Source organism: Ascidiaceihabitans donghaensis (assembly GCF_900302465.1).
Classification (GTDB): domain Bacteria; phylum Pseudomonadota; class Alphaproteobacteria; order Rhodobacterales; family Rhodobacteraceae; genus Ascidiaceihabitans; species Ascidiaceihabitans donghaensis.
In genome coordinates, this window is the sequence record NZ_OMOR01000001.1 from 96982 (window position 1) to 116716 (window position 19735).

Sequence of the window (19735 nt, forward strand, 5' to 3'; positions counted from 1 at the left end):
AGGTGTGAAAGTGGCTGAGAAAAAAGACGATACAATCAGCGATAAAGACATGGGCAGCAACAAAGATGTTGCTTCGCACGATGACGCCCCCGTTCCGTTGGAATCCCCAGATCAAAACGCACCATCTGAAAAAGCAGACGATGTTGATGCGTCTTCAGAACCTACTTTGACCGACGATCCATCTGACGAAACGCCAGATATGCCAGATGAAGATACCGCAAACGACGCTGAGACATCACAATCAGAACCAACATCAATCGAACCAGCCCCCGCGCCGGTTCAGCCTGAACCAAAACAGCAAAGCCCTGTTCCCTTGGTCATTGGCGGCGTGATCGCAGCGCTTCTTGGGTTTTTGGCCGCGCGCACCGATCTGCTTGATAACGTCTTACCGCCGTCCATGCGACTGGGCGCGGATGCCGTTGTTGCAAATGAAAAAATAGACAACCTACAAGGCGCTTTGAACGCGGCAAACGCAAAGATTGACGCACTTGAGGATCAAATCACTGCCGCCGCAACGATTGAAGTGTTTGATGCATCAGAATTGGAAAGCTCTGTCGCTGCCTTGGGCGAACGCATCCAGTCATTGGAAAAGCGTCCCGTCGCCACTGCAGATGGATCCGCCCCGAACTACGATGCCGATTTTGCCGAACTGCAAGACATGGCGCGCAAACAACAGGAAGAAATTGATCGCCTTCTGACAGACGCACGTCTGGTTGAAGAATCCAGCGAGGCAGCGGCCAAAGCGGCCCTTGCACGCGCTGCAGCCACGCGCATTGTCGCTGCTGTTGAAAGCGGTGCGCCTTTTGATGTGGCACTTGATGATCTTGCCTCAACCGGCGTCGAGATACCGGCAGAATTGTCCGACGCCGCGTCAAATGGCGTTACCCAACTGGCAGAACTGCAAAGCACCATTCCGCAGGCTGCCCGCACCGCTTTGGCTGCATCGCGTAGTGCAGACACGTCTGGCGGGCTTGGCGGTTTTTTCCAACGACAACTCGGCGCCCGATCTGTCACGCCCAAAGAAGGGTCCGATCCCGATGCCGTTTTATCACGCGTCGAAGCAGCTGTACGTGAGGGTCGTTTGAATGACGCTCTGGCCGAAGCCGAAACACTGCCCCCGGAAGGTCAGGCCGCAATGGCCGACTGGCTGGAACAAGCCCGCACCCGCCTTGATGTTACAACCGCAACCGAAGCGCTGATGCAGCGCCTTGCCGCGAACTGAGGAATTATCATGCTTTGGTCACTCGTTAAAATTATCCTCTTTTTCTGCGCTTTGGTCGCTGTAGCTTTCGGAGCAAGCTTTTTGCTGGAAGCGCAAGGCGGCGTCCGCATCGAAGTCGCTGGCAGCGAATACAATTTCGGCCCGCTCCAATCGGTGATCGCCCTTGTTTTACTGGTTGTTACGGTCTGGGTATTTATTAAAGTCCTGGGCTTGATCATCGCGACATGGAAGTTCCTGAACGGTGATGAAACAGCAATTTCGCGTTACTTTGAACGCAATCGTCAAGCCAAGGGCTACGATGCGTTGTCTCAGGGCATGATGGCACTTGCATCCGGCGAAGGCCGCTTGGCCATGTCAAAAGCCGAAAAAGCCGAAAAGTATTTGAACAAGCCCGAACTAACGAATTTACTCACCGCTCAAGCCGCTGAGTTGGCGGGCGACCGACGAAAAGCAGAACAAACATACCGCGCTTTGATCGAGAATGACGCAACCCGATTTGTGGGCGTGAGCGGTATCATGAAACAGCGATTGGCCGATGGTGATACCGAAACAGCTTTGGCTTTGGCCGAAAAAGCTTTTGCGCTGAAGCCCAAGCATGAGGACACCCAAGACGTTCTTCTGAAGCTTCAGGCGAAAAAGGAAGACTGGAAAGGGGCCCGCGAGACCCTAAGCGCCAAACTGAAATATGGCGCATTGCCTCGTGATGTTCACAAACGCCGCGATGCCGTGTTGGCTTTGTCAGAGGCGCGCGCAGTCTACGACGACGATCTTACAATAGAGGCGCGCGAAGCGGCGATTGAGGCCAATCGATTGTCCCCTGATCTCATTCCGGCCGCAGTTATGGCGGCTCATGGCTACATCGAACAAGGCAACAAGAAATACGCAACGCGCGTGCTGAAAAAAGCATGGGATGTGGCCCCGCATCCTGATCTGGCTGCGACATTTGCCGCCATCGAACCGGACGAAGCGCCCGCTGCGCGTCTCAAACGTTTCAGGCCGCTGGTTAAGGCCACAATCACCCATCCTGAAAGCCAAATGCTGATGACCGAATTGCATCTGGCAAACGAAGATTTCCCCGAAGCGCGGCGCACGCTGGCAGACCTGAACGAAACAAATCCAACCGCACGCACTGCCACTTTGATGGCCGCGATCGAGCGCGGCGAAGGTGCTGACGATACGGTTGTTAAAGGCTGGCTGGCACGGGCCCTGTCATTGCCACGCGGACCTCAGTGGATCTGCGAAAACTGTCAGCACATCCACACTGAATGGAAGCCAACCTGTGAAAACTGCGAAAGCTTCGATACCCTTTCGTGGAAAACTCCGCCTCAGTCCGAAGTCGCTATGCCCGGCGGTATCGAAATGTTGCCGTTGATTATGGGACCAAAGACAGATGAGGGTTCTGAGGTTGTGGTGATCGAAGATGCCGAAATCATCGAGGACAAAACCGAAGCGAAGTAGTATCTATCGTTTCGCGTTCTCGAAAACTCTGCTTTTCGGCCCCATTGATGCCTAAATAGGCGGTCACTCTACTGTTGCGTGTACAGATAGAGTCAGCCATGTCAGATCAAAACAGCTTTCAAGAACGCCTCAAACGGCTGGAAACCAAACACGGTGGGTTTAAAGAGCCACCGTCGTTTGACCCTGTGCCGCCCAAGAATGAAATCAGATCATCCAGCAATGGTTTTGGGATAAAACACGCCATTATGTGCGTCCTAGGGATGGTTATGGTGGTCATCGTCGGTTCAGGTGTTTTTGTATTTCAATCCATATCTGGCGCCCCGACATCAATGGTTCAACCGTCACCAGAATACCTTGAAAGAATGCGCGACGATTCAGCAGAAACCTTTCGTCGGTTGGCAAGAGGTGAAACGCCCAACAGTCTGAACGGGTTTTTCCTGGAAGCCGCCTTCAGAAAGCAAGCCGGGGACGGACCGATGCCCGCCGTGTTTTTGCCAAAGGGCAAACGGGATTGGGTTGGGGTCTACACACGCGACGCAAGACAGCCAAACGCATTGAAGACTTTGGAAACGCGCTGGACACAGCAAACTAGAAAATCCGTTTCCGCTTTAAAGGACCACCCGCATTGGAACAGCGTGGAATTCTTTTTGCTGGGCAACAAAGAGCCTTCATTGCAAAGCCGTGCAGGTGCCCCTTACGGCGCGACAGCTGTCTTCATCCACCCCTCAGGAAAATATCTACACGTCAAAATGAGATTTTTGCACGAACAGACTGTTCTGGGTGAAAACCGTTTGGGCCCGCTTTCTGAAAAAGCCTCGTGGATTGACCAGTTGGAAAAGCTGGAAGCCAAAAAAGGGTCTTCTTTTGAGCGCATCAGATTGTCTGGCATTAAGTCGCTCAATCGCGTCAACAAGAACGGCGCACCATCCTTGCGAACAAGTGGTCGTTCAGCCACCAATCTTGACGTCGTTGTTCCCCTGTCGTCCCGCGCGATCCTATATCTGCGGGGCAATGCAACGGTTCGGGATTTGGAAAATTTGATAAGTACAATTGATCGCAAAGCGCTGGAAAAAACCCACGACATTGCACCCAAATCCTGAAACGCAAAACGCCCCCGCTTTCACACGGGGGCGTTCTAAGTCAGCGAATGTCGTCGCTTAGTAGCGGTAATGTTCCGGCTTGAACGGGCCTTCTGGCGCAACACCAATATAAGCCGCTTGTTCTGCGTCCAGCTTGGACAGCTTCACACCGATACGATCAAGGTGCAAACGCGCCACTTTCTCGTCCAAGTGCTTGGGCAAGATGTAGACTTCGTTCTTGTAGTTGTCGCCGTTGTTCCACAGTTCCATCTGCGCCAACACCTGGTTGGTGAAGGATGCGGACATCACGAAAGACGGGTGGCCCGTCGCGTTACCAAGGTTCAACAAACGGCCCTCGGACAACAGGATCAAGCGGTTGCCGTTCGGCATCTCGATCATGTCGACCTGTTCTTTGATGTTGGTCCATTTATGGTTCTTCAACGCCGCCACTTGGATTTCGTTATCGAAGTGGCCGATGTTGCCAACGATCGCCATGTCTTTCATCTCGCGCATGTGCTCGATGCGAATGACGTCTTTGTTGCCTGTGGTCGTGATGAAGATGTCCGCGTCGAGGTTTTCCTCGAGGATCACAACTTCATAGCCGTCCATCGCCGCCTGCAATGCACAGATCGGATCGACTTCGGTCACTTTCACGCGCGCACCAGCACCAGACAGGGACGCAGCAGAGCCTTTGCCGACATCGCCGTAGCCCATAACAACAGCAACCTTGCCTGCCATCATGGTGTCTGTGGCGCGGCGGATGCCGTCCACGAGGGATTCTTTACAGCCGTATTTGTTGTCGAACTTTGACTTGGTTACAGAGTCGTTCACGTTGATCGCAGGGAACGGCAGCTGGCCTTGTTTGACCAGATCGTACAAGCGGTGCACGCCTGTTGTCGTTTCCTCGGACACGCCCTGAATTTGGTCACGCATTTTGGTGAACCAGCCGGGGGACGCTTCCATACGCTTCTTAATCTGCGCTTTGATCGCAACTTCTTCCTCGGAAGTCGGAACAGCAATCACATCTTCACCCGCTTCGGCACGGGCACCAAGCAAGATGTACAACGTTGCATCACCGCCATCGTCAAGGATCAAATTCGGACCTTCATCAAACATGAAGGATTTATCAAGGTAGTCCCAATGCTCTTCCAGCGACTGACCTTTGATTGCGAACACAGGCACGCCGGATTCTGCAATCGCGGCAGCGGCATGGTCTTGCGTAGAGAAGATGTTGCAAGACGCCCAGCGCACGTCGGCGCCAAGTGCTACCAGTGTTTCGATCAGAACAGCCGTCTGAATGGTCATGTGCAACGAACCGACGATGCGCGACCCCTTCAAAGGCTTCGCTTCGCCATATTCGTCGCGCAATGCCATCAGGCCCGGCATTTCAGTTTCTGCGATGTTCAGCTCTTTGCGGCCGAACTCTGCCAGAGCGATGTCTTTTACGATATAGTCGTTCGCCATTTCGTGCGTTTCCTTTGCAACCGTTTGCGGCGCAAATAGCATTGACATCGTCTTACGGCAACGTGCGATTAGGTCACAGCGGCAGCGCGCTGATGAAACACTGCGTTTATTGCTCCAACGCGGCCAATGTTTCGTTTTTTTTCGCTACATCTGGCCAGTTCTCGCCTTGTTCAACAACACAGCTGTTGCCGTCCGTCAAATACTTGACCACCGTCCACGATCCCGTCGCAGCAGATGCCCAAACTTGTTGCTTTTGGCCCGCATAGTTTTCAACGGGTGCTTCGCCGTACCAGTCCTTCAAGGCCGCTTCCATTTCCCGTGTGTCCATGCAAACGGTTTGGGCCCCGGCGGTGGTTGCCAAAGCGGACAATGCCAAAGCGGCGGTGAGTGATTTGGACAAAAATGCGGGTTTCATGACGTTCTCCTTCATGTCAAAAACAATGAAGGCAGCAGTTTGGTTCCACCAACTGGGTAAGTTAAAAGCTGGAGGTCCGAAAAATGGCGCAACAACCCCGCGCGTGGCAGCGCATGCTGTCCGGCCGCAGACTGGACCTGTTGGACCCGACACCCGTCGACATAGAAATCGAAGACATCGCACATGGCCTTGCATTTGTGGCGCGCTGGAACGGGCAAACCCAAGGGGACTTCGCCTATTCCGTGGCCGAACATTCGTTGTTGGTCGAAACCCTTTTTAGCCGCATTGCGCCGGGTGCGCCGGTGAAATGGCAGCTGGCAGCGTTGCTACATGACGCACCCGAGTATGTGATTGGCGACATGATTTCCCCTGTCAAAGCCGCTGTTGGCCCGGGGTACGGGGCACTGGATGAACGGCTCGAAGCTGCTATTCACATTCGTTTCGGATTGCCTGCAAAAATCCCTGCACCCATCAAAAAGCAAATCAAAAAGGCCGATAAAATCAGCGCCTGGATGGAAGCCACCCAAATTGCGGGGTTCAGTGCAGCAGAGGCGGACAAGTTCTTCGGAAAACCTGATCCGAACATTATGACCGATCTTACAATCGTATTGCGCACCCCGACTGAGACGCGAAATGCGTTCACCGCCCGCCATCATACCTTATTGAAAGCACTGCCATGATCACTGTTCGCCCCGCCATGCCCTTGGATGCAAATTCGATGGCCAACTTGCTGAATGCTATCATCGAACAAGGCGGCACAACTGCGCTAACGCGACCAATGACCGGAACAGACATCAATAAACGCATGGACAGCAATCCGGACCGTTCAGCATGGCATGTCGCTTTGGATGGATCAGAGCAAGTTGTTGGGTTTCAATGGATTGCACCCCACGAAAACCTGCCCGCCGAGGCCTGCGACATCGCTTCGTTTGTACAAATCGGACGCACCGGTTTGGGGATCGGGTCGTCTTTGTTCAACGCTACAGCCAAGGCCGCAAAAAACCTAGGCTACGTCTGGATCAACGCCACCATTCGCGCCGACAACGAAGGTGGCCTGACGTATTACCAGTCTCGTGGCTTTAAAACATGGACGATAGACGAAGGTATCAAATTGGAAAGCGGGCTGATCGTGGACAAAATCAGCAAACGCTACGACGTCTGATATCTGCTGTTTGGTCTCTACCTGGGCGACCGCTTGGCCAATATGCGCTGCAATGTACGACGGTGCATGTTCAGGCGGCGCGCCGTTTCTGACACGTTGCGATCACACAACTCATAGACACGCTGGATGTGTTCCCAACGTACTCTGTCCGCGCTCATGGGGTTTTCCGGTGGCGGCGGTAGGTCATCGCCAGTCGCCAAAAGCGCGTTGGTCACGTCTGTCGCATCCGCAGGTTTAGACAAATAATCTGTTGCCCCGATTTTCACCGCGGCCACCGCCGTTGCAATGGCACCGTAACCTGTCAAAACCACGATCCGTGCCTCTGGGCGCTTTTCACGAAGAACCTCAACGATATCCAATCCGTTGCCGTCTTCAAGGCGCAAATCCACGACTGCGTAGGCCGGGGGGCGCGCTGTGGCGATGGCCTTACCACCCGCCACAGAGTCCGCGGTTTCTACGGCAAAACCACGTTTTTCCATGGCTTTAGCCAACCTGCGCAAAAACGGTTCGTCATCATCAACAAGCAGCAAAGACGGGTCTTCCTCGATCTCGTATTTTGGTTGCTCTGCCATGGTGTCCCCCTGCTATGCGCCAAAGTCCGGCGACGCGTGCGCCGTCTGTTAACTATGTAGTCCGAAAGGCAATTCGTCAACGAATAGGGCGGGTTAGCTGTTCTCTATGAAACACCCTATTTGATCTGCCATCTGTTCCGCGGTGACCTCCCGACGAAAGAATTCGACAAAGCCGTGTTCTGGCAAAACGAGATAGCTAAAGGTCGAATGATCAACGAGATAAAATTCATCATCTGCTGGCTGCGCTTTGTAGTAGGTGCGATACGCTTGGCTGGCTGCTTTGATCTGCGCCGCTGATCCGGTCAGGGCGATCATCTTTTCATGCATGTTTTCTGCATAGTCGGCGACCACTTCGGGCGTGTCACGTTCGGGATCAATGGTGATGAAAACCGGTGTCGCAGACATCCCGTTTTCCTGCACAAGATCAATGGCCTCTGCGTTGCGTGCCACGTCAAAAGGGCAAATGTCCGGACAGAACGTGTACCCGAAATAAATCAGAGACGGTTCTGTAATCACGTCTTTTTCGGTCACCGTTGCACCTGCGCCATTGACCAATTCGAACGGACCGCCAATCGCGCCGGCCCCAGCCACCGAACTCGCGCGACATTGTGCAAACTGGTCGTCGTTGTTGGGCTGGCTGACATACCAGACCGCGGCAATGGCAACGGCAGCTGATACTGCGGCAACGGGCGCGATGATGCGTAGCATTTGTTTCCCTTTCGAAAAGCGATACGGTTGTGGTGTGTTTGGCCGGACCCTACCCGTCCAACCGCAAACTGCAATCTACGATTTGGTGAACTTATGCCCGCCCAAAGCCTCGGTGACTTTTCAGGACAGCGCAGATCCAACTGGATAAGGCTGCGGACGATGATTTTGCTGCGATGGGTCGCCATTGTGGGACAAATTACCGCAATCACCGTGGCCCAACGCATGTACGGTCTGCAGTTGGAATTAGGGCTGTGCTATCTGGCTGTTGGCGTTTCTGTCATCGGCAACTTGGTGGCGATATTCGTTTTTCCCGAAAACAAGCGCCTGACAGAAGTCGAAAACCTGCTGATGGTGATGTTCGATCTTTTGCAGCTTGGGTTTTTGCTGGTTCTCACCGGAGGTCTACACAATCCATTTGTACTTTTACTTTTGGGGCCAGTTAGTATTTCAGCCGCGGTCCTGACCACACGGTCGACAATGATCGTCGGCAGCACGGCAATTATACTGGTGACCCTAATGGCCGAGTACCATCTGCCGCTGCGCACCTACGAAGGCTTCATCTTGCGCATCCCGGATGTATTTGTGTTTGGCAATTGGATCGCTTTGGTCATCGCTATCGTTTTCTTTGCGGCCTATTCCCAACGCGTCACATCCGAAATGCATTCTATGTCCGATGCTTTGTCAGCCACGCAAATGGCTTTGGCGCGTGAACAAAAGTTGACTGATCTTGGCGGTGTCGTCGCGGCTGCAGCACATGAGTTGGGCACGCCTTTGGCGACAATCAAACTGACCAGCGCCGAGTTGATGGAAGAACTTGAAGATCATCCCGAGCTACATGAAGATGCCGCGTTGATCCGTGAGCAAGCGGACAGGTGCCGCGATATTTTGCACGACATGGGGCGGGCCGGGAAAGACGATCTGCATATGCGTCAGGCCCCTTTAAGCGCCTTGATCGGGGAAGCCGCCGAACCCCACCTGAACCGCGGAAAAGACATCAATTTTGTCTATGACCCCGAAGACGGTTTCGACATTGACCAGCCGTCAGTGCTGCGGAAACCGGAAATCGTGCATGGGCTGCGTAACTTGGTCCAGAACGCGGTAGATTTTGCCTATTCCAGTGTCTGGGTTGAAGCCCACTGGACAGATGCAACTATTTCGGTGCGGATCATCGACGATGGGCGCGGGTTTCCGTCGTCCATTATCGGCCGGATTGGTGATCCGTTCATGAGCAGCAGGCGCGGCGCATCTGACAAGAAACAACGCCCCGAGTATGAAGGCATGGGATTGGGACTTTTCATCGCGAAAACCCTTTTGGAACGCAGCGGCGCGCAACTTCGGTTTGCGAACGGCTCAGACCCGAATGAAACAGAGGCCAACGAACTTACGCTGACAGGGGCCATTGTTGAAGTTATTTGGCCACGAGACGCCATTGACGCCAAAGCAGAGAAAAATTTCGTGCCAATCGGGGAAAATCAACAATTTGCCCCATGAGCCAATCAGCTAAAAATTTAATAAAATCGGGAAATCGAGCGCAAGATTAACGTTCGATTAACCAATTGGGCAGACATTGAGCGAAATGCTCTGCGAAAGGGCTTTGTCGCAATGCCTCTTATGGATCTGATATTTATCGTCTCAGCCGCTGTTTTCAGTGCGCTTGCGGCTGTCTTCTTTGTAAGCCGCACACCCCGAAAATCACCCTCTGCGATCAAGCCCCCCGGATCCGAAATCTCCTTTCTTTTCAAAAAGGACACTATTCAGCATGCGTCTGAGCAGGCACACGCCATTGTGGACTTAAACGAGGATGACAGTGATTGGACCGCTTTGTACCGAAGCTTGTCCCCCAGATTCCCGACCATTCCGGAAACGCCGGACAGCCAATCGCAAAATCCGATGATCATAAAAGCCAGCGGATCGAATGATGCGGGCCTTTTGCGTCTGACAGCCATGGACGACTGCACCCATGTCGAAGTCATCGACACGTGTTTGGAAAATCCGTCCGAACAGCATCACATCAAATCGCTTGAAGCGGAATTAGCAACACTTCGTATGGCAAGTTCGACCGCACCCCATCCCGTTTGGCAAGTGGATGATGCAGGTGTCGTACAATGGCACAATGAAGCTTACGCGTCACTGTATCACCGCATTCTTGAAGAAACCCCCAACCCGCAACAACCCCTGTTTGAAACCTTCGCCATGGCACGGCAACCCAGTGGCAGCACACGAGCGTCCCTAAAATCCAACAGGGGCAAAGAAGTGCTTTGGTTTGATGTAACCACGATGCAGGCAAAAAACCTGACGATGTTTCATGCCATCGACATTAACGCCGTCATTCAAGCAGAAGTCGCGCAACGCAACTTTGTACAAACGCTGGCAAAAACCTTTGCGCAGCTGTCCATTGGCTTGTCGATCTTCGATCGGAATGGTCAGCTTGCGCTGTTCAATCCCGCGCTTGTTGATCTTACGGCGTTGCCTGCCGAATTCCTGTCCGCACGCCCCGATTTGTTGTCCTTCTTTGACCGCTTGCGTGACAATCGTGTGATGCCGGAACCCAAGAATTATCATTCGTGGCGCCAAGAAATTTCAGAAGTAATCGCGGCCGCAACAGACGGGCGGTATCAGGAAACATGGACACTGGACACTGGCCAAACCTATCGCGTGTCGGGCCGCCCTCATCCAGACGGGGCCATCGCATTTTTAATTGAAGACATCAGTGCGGAAGTGTCCCTGACACGTAACTACCGCGCCGAACTTGAAATGAGCCAATCCTTGATCGATAGCCTTGGTGAAGCCTTGGTTGTGTTTTCAGCTGGTGGCGTTCTCCAGTTTTGCAACGCTGCATACCGCGATCTATGGAAGCTTGATCCAGACAGCACATTTGCTGACGTCACAATTCTGGATTCTATACGCGATTGGCAACGTCAAAGCAGGCCAAACCCCACATGGGGCGACATCCGTGACTTTGTGTTCAAAGTCGGTGAACGCGCCCCTTGGGACAGTGTCATTGAACGCGACGAAGAGGATCGTTTGATTTGCAGCGTCTCTCCAATCACATCAGGCGCGACCCTTGTGCGGTTTGAAATCTTGGAAGACGCCGTACAATTACATCCCGGTAAACTGAGCCTGATCCAGGACTGACGCCCATTTCCCTTGCAGCGGCATGTGGCGCAGGTAACGTGGAGCAATGGCAAATTCTACGTTCACCCGCACTTTGAATTCTGAAACACAATCCGCTGCGTTCGCGCGTAGGGTCGCCGCCCGCCTGTCTTCTGGTCATACTTTGCTATTGGAGGGTCCCGTCGGCGCAGGTAAAACCCATTTTGCCCGCAGCGCGATCAAATCACTTCTTCTGGATGATGAAGATGTTCCATCCCCCACTTTCACGCTTGTGCAAACCTATGACAGCACAGCCGGGCCTATTTGGCATGCTGATTTGTACCGCCTGACGTCAGACTATGAAGTGGAAGAATTGGGGTTGATGGATGCCATGGAAGACGCCATTTGTTTGATCGAATGGCCTGACCGTTTGGGAAGTTTAATGCCCGCGGAGGCCGCCGTTCTGGCGTTCACACCTGACCCCTATGACGAAAACAAACGCAGCTTGACCGCGACGTGGTCAGGGGCGACATGGGACGCGGTATTTAAAGGCTTGGCACATGACTGATCGCGAAAACCTACTACGCTCATTTATCCATGATGCTGGATGGGATGACGCCCAGCGCATGACTGTTGCAGGCGACGCATCCAACAGGCGGTATGACCGGCTGACGCGGGGCAATGGAACAACCGCAATCTTGATGGATGCACCGGCTGAAAAAGGCGAAGATATACGCCCTTTCATGCGCATCGCAAAACATCTGTCAGACGTAGGGCTTAACCCTCCTTCGATCTTATACGCCAACGCAAAGACCGGGTTCTTGCTGTTGGAAGATCTTGGGGATGCTCTGTTTGCACGTGTTCTTGAAAACGACCCTTCCAAAGAAACAAGGCTATATGAAGCCGCTGTAGATGTGCTGGTTCATCTGCATGCAGCACCGATGCCGGAACTGGCCACTTATGATGCGCAGGTTATGACGGACATGGCTGGACTTGCCTATGATTGGTATTTGTTCGGGGTGACCGGTCAAAAAGACAGCACAAAAACGGCCTTGTTCAAAGCTGCATTTCACAAGGCAATCTTGCCGCTGGATTCCGCGCCGTCAGTTTTGATCCAGCGTGATTATCATGCGGAAAACCTGTTGTGGCTGCCTGATCAGAATGGGCTGCATCGCGTTGGTTTGTTGGATTTTCAAGATGCGATGGCGGGTCATGCGGCCTACGATCTGGTGTCGGTCCTGCAAGACGCCCGCCGCGATGTACCCCAAGCCATCGAAGTCGCCATGGTGGCGCGCTATGTCGCGGCAACAAAGGCAGACCCGGCCGAATTTGAAACTGCGTATGCACTGCTTGGCGCCCAGCGCAATTTGAGGATTTTGGGTGTGTTTGCACGACTTTGCATGGCGCATGGCAAAGCGCACTACGTGGATTTGATCCCACGCGTTTGGGATCACATCGAAACCAACTTAAGGCACCCCGCCTTGTCAGAAATATCCGCAATGGTTCACGCGGATTTGCCGTACCCGACCCCTGCCCTGTTAAAAAAGTTGAAGTTACAATGCGCCACGCACCCAATGCCGTAATGATGTTTGCCGCGGGCTTCGGCACGCGCATGAAGCATTTGACGCAAAACCAGCCCAAACCAATGGTGCAGGTGGCAGGGAGACCTTTGATAGATCACGCATTGGACTTGGCAAAGGCCATCACACCGGACGTCATTGTTACAAACCTGCATTACCTTCCCGACGTGCTTGAAACACATCTGGACGGCACAGGTGTGGTCACAGTGCGTGAAGAACCTGACATTCTGGAAACCGGAGGCGGTTTGCGAAATGCCTTGCCAATCTTGGGCAGCGACCCTGTTTTCACCATGAACACAGACGCGATCTGGGCCGGACCAAACCCGTTGGAATTGGCTAGACAAGCATGGGACGCCGACAATATGGACGCATTGTTGGTTTGTGTGCCCACAGCAAAGGCTGTTGGGTATCAAGGCGAGGGCGACTTCCAGATCGGGCCGGATGGCCGATTAACGCGTGGTGCAGGTTACGTATTTGGAGGGGTTCAAATCATCAAAACGGACATGCTGTACGACGTCGAAGATACTGCATTTTCACTCAACGTGGTGTGGGATGAAATGCTTAAATCCAAATCGGTCTTTGGCCTGATCTACCCGGGGCAATGGTGCGACGTTGGCCGCCCAAGCGGAATCTCAGACGCCGAACACCTGTTAGAGACAACCAATGTTTGACCCAAGCCCAACCCCCCGCGTCTTTGGCGCCGCCCCCGGTCTGGATTTTCCGAAGGCCTTGGTCGACGGCCTGACAGAGCGCATGAAAGGCCGGCCACCCGAAGACATGGCGCGTGTCGATGTGATCGTGAACACAAGGCGCATGGCGCGGCGGATGCGTGATTTGTTTGATCAGGGCCCCGCGTTGTTGCTGCCCCGCATTCGGTTGTTGACGGATCTTGCAGGCTTTGCCCCTGACATAAAAATACCCCCCTCTATGCCCCCTTTGCGCCGCCGGCTGGAACTGATCCGGCTGATTTCAGAACTTTTGGACAGACAGCCTGAGCTGGCACCACGTGCGTCACTTTACGGGTTGGCCGACAGTCTTGCGGCTTTGCTTGATGAAATGCAGGGTGAAGGCGTCAGTGCAGAAACCATCGCAGCCTTGGATGTCACGGATCAATCAGGACATTGGGCGCGAGCGCAATCATTTATCAATATCGCGCAAACCTATGTATCGTTTTCCCGATCCGAACCCGACCCCGAAGCACGCCAACGCATGATTGTTGAAGGCTTACAGACCCACTGGAACGCAACACCGCCTGCGCATCCCGTAATACTGGCAGGCTCTACCGGATCACGCGGCACAACATTGATGCTGATGAAAGCCATTGCTGCTTTGCCCCAAGGGGCTGTGATCTTGCCGGGGTTCGACTTTGATATGCCAACCCCTGTGTGGTCTGCTTTGTCAGACGCAATGACAGCAGAAGATCACCCGCAGTTTCGGTTTCATAAACTTCTGGCAGCCTTGGACATGGGGCGCGGAGACGTCAAAAACTGGACAACAGAAACACCCTACGCCCCACATCGAAATGCGCTGGTGTCATTGGCGTTGCGCCCTGCCCCTGTGACCGACGCATGGCTGGACGAAGGGCCGGGCTTACAGGATTTGATGGGGGCGACCGCTGACATAACTTTGGTCCAAACCGAAACACCCCGCGACGAGGCGCTGGCCATTGCCATGCGATTGCGCGAGGCGGCAGAAACCAACCAGACCGCCGCTTTGATCACGCCAGATCGCTTGCTGACACGGCAGGTTGCCGCAGCGCTGGACCGCTGGAACATTCTACCAGACGACAGTGCTGGTGCCCCCTTGCACCTGTCTGCGCCAGGCCGGTTTTTACGCCATGTTGCGGGTCTGTTTGTACGGCCTTTGGATGCAGAAGCCCTACTAACCATTCTGAAACATCCCCTGTGCCACAGCACTGACACGCGCGGCCAACACCAGCTAAACACCCAACGGTTAGAACTTCGTATTCGCCGCGATGGCCTGCCTTATCCAACTCCGGAAACGCTGATCGCTTTGGCAGCCAAAGTCGCAGAGAAACGCGATGACGCCGAGGCATTTATGGATTGGGCGGCTTGGGTTGCGAACACGATTTGCGGCGTTCACGTTGGCGTGGATCAATCGCTTGTGGATTGGGTTACACAAATCGAAACCTTAGCCGAAAAAATTGCGGGCGGGCCACAGCGACACGATCATGAGCTGTGGAAAAAGAAAGCCGGACAACTGGCCCGCAGCGTTCTGGATGTGCTGGCAGAAAATGCAGAATACGGCAGTGAGATGTCCGCCTCTGACTTTGCTGATTTGTTGGGCGCCTTACTGGCAGCCGAAGAAGTCCGCGACAGGGATGCCCCCCACCCCGGCATCATGATCTGGGGCACATTGGAAGCACGCGTGCAGGGCGCAGATCTGGTTATTCTAAGCGGCCTGAACGAAGGCACATGGCCTGAAGCCCCGAAACCGGACCCTTGGCTCAACCGGGCCATGCGCTTTGACGCGGGGCTTTTGCTGCCCGAACGGCGCATTGGTCTGTCAGCCCACGATTTCCAACAAGCCATCGCCGCAAAAGAGGTCTGGATCACGCGCGCCGTGCGATCGGATGACGCGGAAACTGTGCCGTCCCGCTGGCTGAACCGTATTCAAAACCTGCTGGGCGGACTGCCTGAACAAAATGGTCCCGACGCGCTGAAATCAATGATGGCCCGTGGTGACACTTGGCTTGCAAAGGTCAAAGCGCTTGAAACGGTTGTGCCGTCCCCCAAAGCTGACCGCCCGTCACCGCGACCGCCAAAAGCCGCGCGACCGCACAGGCTGTCCGTTACAGAAATCAAACGGCTGATCCGCGACCCCTACGCGGTCTACGCAAAGCACACACTTGAACTGCGTCCTCTGAATCCGATTGTTCAATCCCCCGACGCCCCGTTGCGTGGCATTCTGATCCATGAAGTGATGGAACATTTCGTCGAGGATATCGGCAAAGACCCTAATTTACTGACTGCCACGCACCTTATGCAAACCGCAGGACGCATTTTATCTGAAAACGTGCCGTGGCCTGCTGCGCGCACCCTTTGGTTGGCGCGGCTGGGGCGGGTTGCCGACTGGTTCGTCACGCAAGAACACATACGCCAACTGGCAGGCACCCCTATCGCTTTCGAAAAAGAAGCGCGCGGCGTTCTGGAATTGGCAAACATCGGATTTAGTTTGATCGGGTTTGCCGACCGCATCGACGCGCGCCCCGACGGGTCCGTGGTGGTCTATGACTACAAAACCGGAAAGCCTCCCACAGCCCCGCAGCAAGCCAAGTTTGAAAAACAACTGCTGTTGGAAGCCGCCATGCTGGAAGAGGGGGCATTCAAACACATCGGCCCCCGTCCTGTTCACGACGCGGTATTTATCGGGTTGGGCAGCTCGCCCGCAGAAGTCCGCGCACCCTTAACCAAGGAACCTGCCCCAAAGGTCATTGCCGAATTGCGCGACTTGATCACTGCCTACCTGTCACCAGATCAAGGTTTTACATCAAAACGCATGGAAATGTCAGACCGCGAGGTCGGTGATTACGACCAACTGGCCCGCTTCGGGGAATGGGACAGCACCGATGCGCCCGAACCGGAGGATTTGACATGATGGCCCGCGACGACGCAACACAACGCCAACTGGACGCGGCGGCGCCCACAACCTCGACGTGGCTTGCGGCAAATGCCGGATCCGGTAAAACCCGTGTTCTGACTGACCGCGTGGCGCGGTTGTTGTTGGAAGGGGTTCAACCACAGCATATTTTGTGTCTGACCTACACAAAAGCCGCCGCTTCAGAAATGCAAAACCGTCTGTTTCGCCGCCTTGGCGATTGGGCCATGTTGCCTGACGCAGCACTACGAAAGGCGCTGGACGAACTGGGGGCAAATTCCAACGCCGACGAAACAGCCTTACGAGATGCACGCACCCTGTTTGCCCGCGCCATCGAAAGCCCTGGTGGCTTGAAAATCCAGACCATCCATTCGTTCTGCGCATCGCTTTTGCGCCGCTTCCCGCTAGAGGCAGACGTCAGCCCGCAGTTTACCGAAATCGAAGACCGTGCAGCGGACATGTTGCGGGCGGAAATCGTCGACGACATGGCGGGTGGCCGCGACGCCCAACTGGTGCGCGACATCGCGCGGTATTACACGGGCGAAGATTTTCTACGGTTGTCCCAAGAGATCGTGCGCAACCGATCTGCGTTTGATGCGCCTGTCACGCGTGGTGATCTTTTGGCGTTGATGGGTCAAGATCCAGCGCTTGATGCGTCTGCTTTGGAGGGTCAGACTTTTCTGGGCAGTGAGCCGCAATTGATTGCAGAGTTCATCCCCCTTTTGCTGGCGACCGGGGGTAAAAACGACGGTACAGCCGCACAAAAACTACAATCTGTTTCGAAATGGAATATCGCCGATTTGCCATTATTAGAGACTATATTTTTGACAGGGTCAGGCGCTGCTGAACCCTTCACAGCAAAGATTGGCAAATTCCCGACCAAAGCCGTTCAAGCCACCGCCGCACATTTAATGCCTGCCGTAGAAGATTTGATGATGCGCGTTGAAAGTGCGCGCGACATGCGGCTTAGCCTTTTGGCTGTCGATCGCGCCGAGGCGTTACATGCCTTCGCAAAGGCCTTCATCGCGCGGTACGAACACGCCAAACTGCTGCGTGGATGGCTTGATTTCGACGACCTGATTTTGAAAGCCCGCGGGTTGCTGAATGACGAAAAAGTTGCGGCTTGGGTGTTGTTTCGTATCGATGGTGGCATTGACCATATTCTGGTAGACGAAGCCCAAGACACCAGCCCCGACCAATGGGACGTGATCCGCAAACTTGCAGAAGAATTTTCGTCCGGCGAAGGGGCGCGCACCGATGTGGCGCGGACGCTTTTTGTGGTCGGTGACAAAAAACAGTCGATTTATTCATTTCAAGGCGCCGACCCGCGCGAATTTGACAGAATGCAGGCCGAATTCAAACAAAAGTTCCGTGACGCCTCGGCCCCGTTTCAAGAAACCACCCTGGATTATTCCTTCCGATCCTCCAGCGCGATATTGCGTCTGGTCGATCAAACTTTTGACCAACGTCTGCAAGCTGGATTTGACAAAGACAGCCAACATATCGCGTTCAAAGATGCTTTGCCCGGGCGTGTCGATTTGTGGCCAGTGGTCGAAACCATCAAAGAAGCCGATGACCGCGAATGGTTTGACCCTGTGGACAGGCGCGCACAGACCCACCATTCTGTTTTGCTGGCGGATCAAATTGCGCATCAAATCAAGACCATGATTGAAAGCGACCAAACCATTCCTGATGATGGCGACACTTCAGGCCGTTTTGTCCGTCGTCGCATCAAGGCGGGGGATTTTTTAATTCTTGTACGGCGGCGGTCCGCTTTGTTTGCGGAAATCATTCGCGCTTGTAAGGCCTATGATTTGCCAATTGCCGGCGCGGATCGCCTAAAGGTTGGTGCGGAATTGGCGGTGCGTGATTTGGGTGCGTTGTTGTCTTTTCTTGCCACGCAAGACGATAGCCTGGCGCTGGCAACTGCGCTACGATCCCCCTTATTTGGGTGGACCGAACAGGAATTGTTCACCTTGGCGCACGGGCGGACATCCAAACCGCTTTGGCAACGTTTGCGGGAACGGGCTGCGGATCATCCGAAAACAGTCTCTATCTTGGAAGATTTGCGCAACAATGCTGACTTTTTGCGCCCCTATGATCTGATCGAACGCATCCTGACGCGCCACTCGGGCCGTGGCCTTTTGTTGTCCCGTCTGGGGGTCGAAGCAGAGGACGGCATCAATGCGCTTTTGTCGCAAGCACTGGCCTTTGAACGCAACGCAATCCCAAGCCTGACCGGTTTTTTGGTCTGGATGAAAACCGACGATTTGGACATCAAACGCCAGATCGACAGCGCCTCTGACCAGATCAGGGTCATGACTGTACATGGCGCCAAGGGCTTGGAAGCCCCGATTGTTATTTTGCCAGACACCGCAAAACGCAACGAAACCGTGCGCGACGAAATTATCAAAATCCAAGGCACGCCAGTTTGGAAAGCATCTGAGAAAGACGCGCCCACAGCGATGCGCACGGCCCTTGAGGGTATCAAAGATGCGCAACGCAACGAACAATTGCGTCTGCTTTATGTGGCCTTAACCCGTGCTGAAAAGTGGTTGATCGTTGCAGCGGCTGGCGACTTGGGCAAAGACGGCAACAGCTGGTATGAAACTGTTGAAGGCGCCATGATGCACAGTGGTGCTGGCGATGTGGATGTCGCAGACCTTGGACAAATCAAGCGCATTGAACATGGGGACTGGACGCAGGGTACACTTGTGTCATTGCCACTAAAACAGAGCCAAACCGCAACTTTAGACCCGCTTTTTGAACACACAGCCCCACTGCCCATTGCAACAGCCGAAACGCTTTCGCCATCTGGGTTGGTTGGTCCAAAAGCCTTACCCGGCGCTGATAGCTTGCCCGAAGATCAGGCCATGGCTTATGGCAGTTTAATACACTGGCACCTTGAGAACCACGAAGGGGACCCTCCGTCAGACATGCACCTTCTGCCAGATGATTTGATGGATCAGGCTAAATCGGAAGCTGAAAACGTTTTGAACACCCCTGCCCTTCGCTTTGTCTTTGACAACACTTTGGCTGAAGTCACCGTTACAGCCCCCGTTTCCGCAGGCCGCATTCATGGTGCGATCGACCGGTTGATTGTGACAGACGACACAGTCACGGCAATCGATTTCAAATCCAACGGAACGGTGCCGGCAACGCCCCAGATGTGCCCGTCCGGCATTTTGTGTCAAATGTGGGCTTATGCGGCAGCCTTGGCGGTGATCTATCCCGACCGCAAGATTGAGACAGCCATCGTTTGGACAAAGACAGCCAGCTATATGTCACTTCCACACGATCTTGTGTTTCAAGCCGCCAAATCTGCAGGATATCTTGACGAAAGCACCTTGGCTTCTTAGGTTCA

Annotated in this window: 16 protein-coding genes; 12 read left to right on the plus strand and 4 right to left on the minus strand. The window is 54.1% G+C overall.

Translation table 11 applies throughout. The annotated features are described in order from the left end of the window. The first annotated feature begins 10 nt into the window (after positions 1-10). The 3 genes from ASD8599_RS00495 (at position 11) to ASD8599_RS00505 (ending at position 3780) form a co-directional block, all read left to right on the plus strand. Positions 11-1222, plus strand: a complete 1212-nt coding sequence (locus ASD8599_RS00495) for a COG4223 family protein (RefSeq protein ID WP_146188171.1) — start codon at positions 11-13, stop codon at positions 1220-1222. A gap of 9 nt (positions 1223-1231) precedes the next feature. Beyond that, positions 1232-2680 (plus strand): heme biosynthesis protein HemY, encoded by a 1449-nt coding sequence (locus ASD8599_RS00500; protein ID WP_108826725.1) that lies wholly within the window; start codon positions 1232-1234, stop codon positions 2678-2680. A gap of 98 nt (positions 2681-2778) precedes the next feature. Next, complete coding sequence (locus tag ASD8599_RS00505; RefSeq protein WP_108826726.1) at positions 2779-3780, plus strand: hypothetical protein; 1002 nt, start codon at positions 2779-2781, stop codon at positions 3778-3780. Between the two features lie 57 nt (positions 3781-3837). Here ASD8599_RS00505 and ahcY read toward each other — a convergent pair whose 3' ends face one another. Beyond that, positions 3838-5223 (minus strand): adenosylhomocysteinase, encoded by a 1386-nt coding sequence (gene ahcY, locus ASD8599_RS00510; RefSeq protein ID WP_108829930.1) that lies wholly within the window; start codon positions 5221-5223, stop codon positions 3838-3840. 106 nt (positions 5224-5329) lie between these two features. Continuing rightward, complete coding sequence (locus tag ASD8599_RS00515; RefSeq protein ID WP_181364371.1) at positions 5330-5638, minus strand: S-adenosyl-L-homocysteine hydrolase; 309 nt, start codon at positions 5636-5638, stop codon at positions 5330-5332. Between the two features lie 83 nt (positions 5639-5721). On the opposite strand from ASD8599_RS00515, the gene ASD8599_RS00520 reads away from it, so the two are divergent. Both ASD8599_RS00520 and ASD8599_RS00525 read left to right on the plus strand, forming a co-directional pair. Then, positions 5722-6318: an HD domain-containing protein gene (locus ASD8599_RS00520; RefSeq protein ID WP_108826727.1), complete on the plus strand. Its 597-nt coding sequence runs from the start codon at positions 5722-5724 to the stop codon at positions 6316-6318. Further along, positions 6315-6800 carry a GNAT family N-acetyltransferase gene (locus tag ASD8599_RS00525; protein WP_108826728.1) on the plus strand — a complete coding sequence of 162 codons (486 nt, stop codon included), beginning with the start codon at positions 6315-6317 and terminating at the stop codon, positions 6798-6800. The genes ASD8599_RS00520 and ASD8599_RS00525 overlap by 4 nt, the downstream gene beginning before the upstream one ends. Before the next feature lie 17 nt (positions 6801-6817). Here ASD8599_RS00525 and ASD8599_RS00530 read toward each other — a convergent pair whose 3' ends face one another. Then, a complete protein-coding gene (locus tag ASD8599_RS00530) occupies positions 6818-7372 on the minus strand; it encodes an ActR/PrrA/RegA family redox response regulator transcription factor (protein ID WP_108826729.1) in 555 nt (184 codons plus the stop codon). A 93-nt stretch (positions 7373-7465) separates the two neighbouring features. Next, entirely contained in the window at positions 7466-8080 is a 615-nt protein-coding gene (locus ASD8599_RS00535) for an SCO family protein (protein WP_108826730.1), read from the minus strand. Between the two features lie 93 nt (positions 8081-8173). Between ASD8599_RS00535 and regB the strand changes: the two genes are divergently transcribed. From regB to addA, 7 genes are all read left to right on the plus strand, one after another. Further along, positions 8174-9571 carry a sensor histidine kinase RegB gene (gene regB / locus ASD8599_RS00540; protein ID WP_108826731.1) on the plus strand — a complete coding sequence of 466 codons (1398 nt, stop codon included), beginning with the start codon at positions 8174-8176 and terminating at the stop codon, positions 9569-9571. 111 nt (positions 9572-9682) lie between these two features. Further along, on the plus strand, positions 9683-11215 hold the full coding sequence (locus tag ASD8599_RS00545) for a PAS-domain containing protein (protein ID WP_108826732.1): 1533 nt from the start codon (positions 9683-9685) through the stop codon (positions 11213-11215). A gap of 46 nt (positions 11216-11261) precedes the next feature. Further along, complete coding sequence (tsaE, locus tag ASD8599_RS00550; protein WP_108826733.1) at positions 11262-11741, plus strand: tRNA (adenosine(37)-N6)-threonylcarbamoyltransferase complex ATPase subunit type 1 TsaE; 480 nt, start codon at positions 11262-11264, stop codon at positions 11739-11741. Then, on the plus strand, positions 11734-12756 hold the full coding sequence (locus ASD8599_RS00555) for an aminoglycoside phosphotransferase family protein (RefSeq protein ID WP_108826734.1): 1023 nt from the start codon (positions 11734-11736) through the stop codon (positions 12754-12756). The genes tsaE and ASD8599_RS00555 overlap by 8 nt, the downstream gene beginning before the upstream one ends. Then, complete coding sequence (locus ASD8599_RS00560; protein WP_108826735.1) at positions 12732-13424, plus strand: nucleotidyltransferase family protein; 693 nt, start codon at positions 12732-12734, stop codon at positions 13422-13424. The genes ASD8599_RS00555 and ASD8599_RS00560 overlap by 25 nt, the downstream gene beginning before the upstream one ends. After that, entirely contained in the window at positions 13417-16371 is a 2955-nt protein-coding gene (gene addB / locus ASD8599_RS00565; protein WP_108826736.1) for a double-strand break repair protein AddB, read from the plus strand. The genes ASD8599_RS00560 and addB overlap by 8 nt, the downstream gene beginning before the upstream one ends. Further along, complete coding sequence (gene addA / locus ASD8599_RS00570) at positions 16368-19730, plus strand: double-strand break repair helicase AddA (RefSeq protein WP_108826737.1); 3363 nt, start codon at positions 16368-16370, stop codon at positions 19728-19730. The genes addB and addA overlap by 4 nt, the downstream gene beginning before the upstream one ends. Positions 19731-19735: the final 5 nt, after the last annotated feature.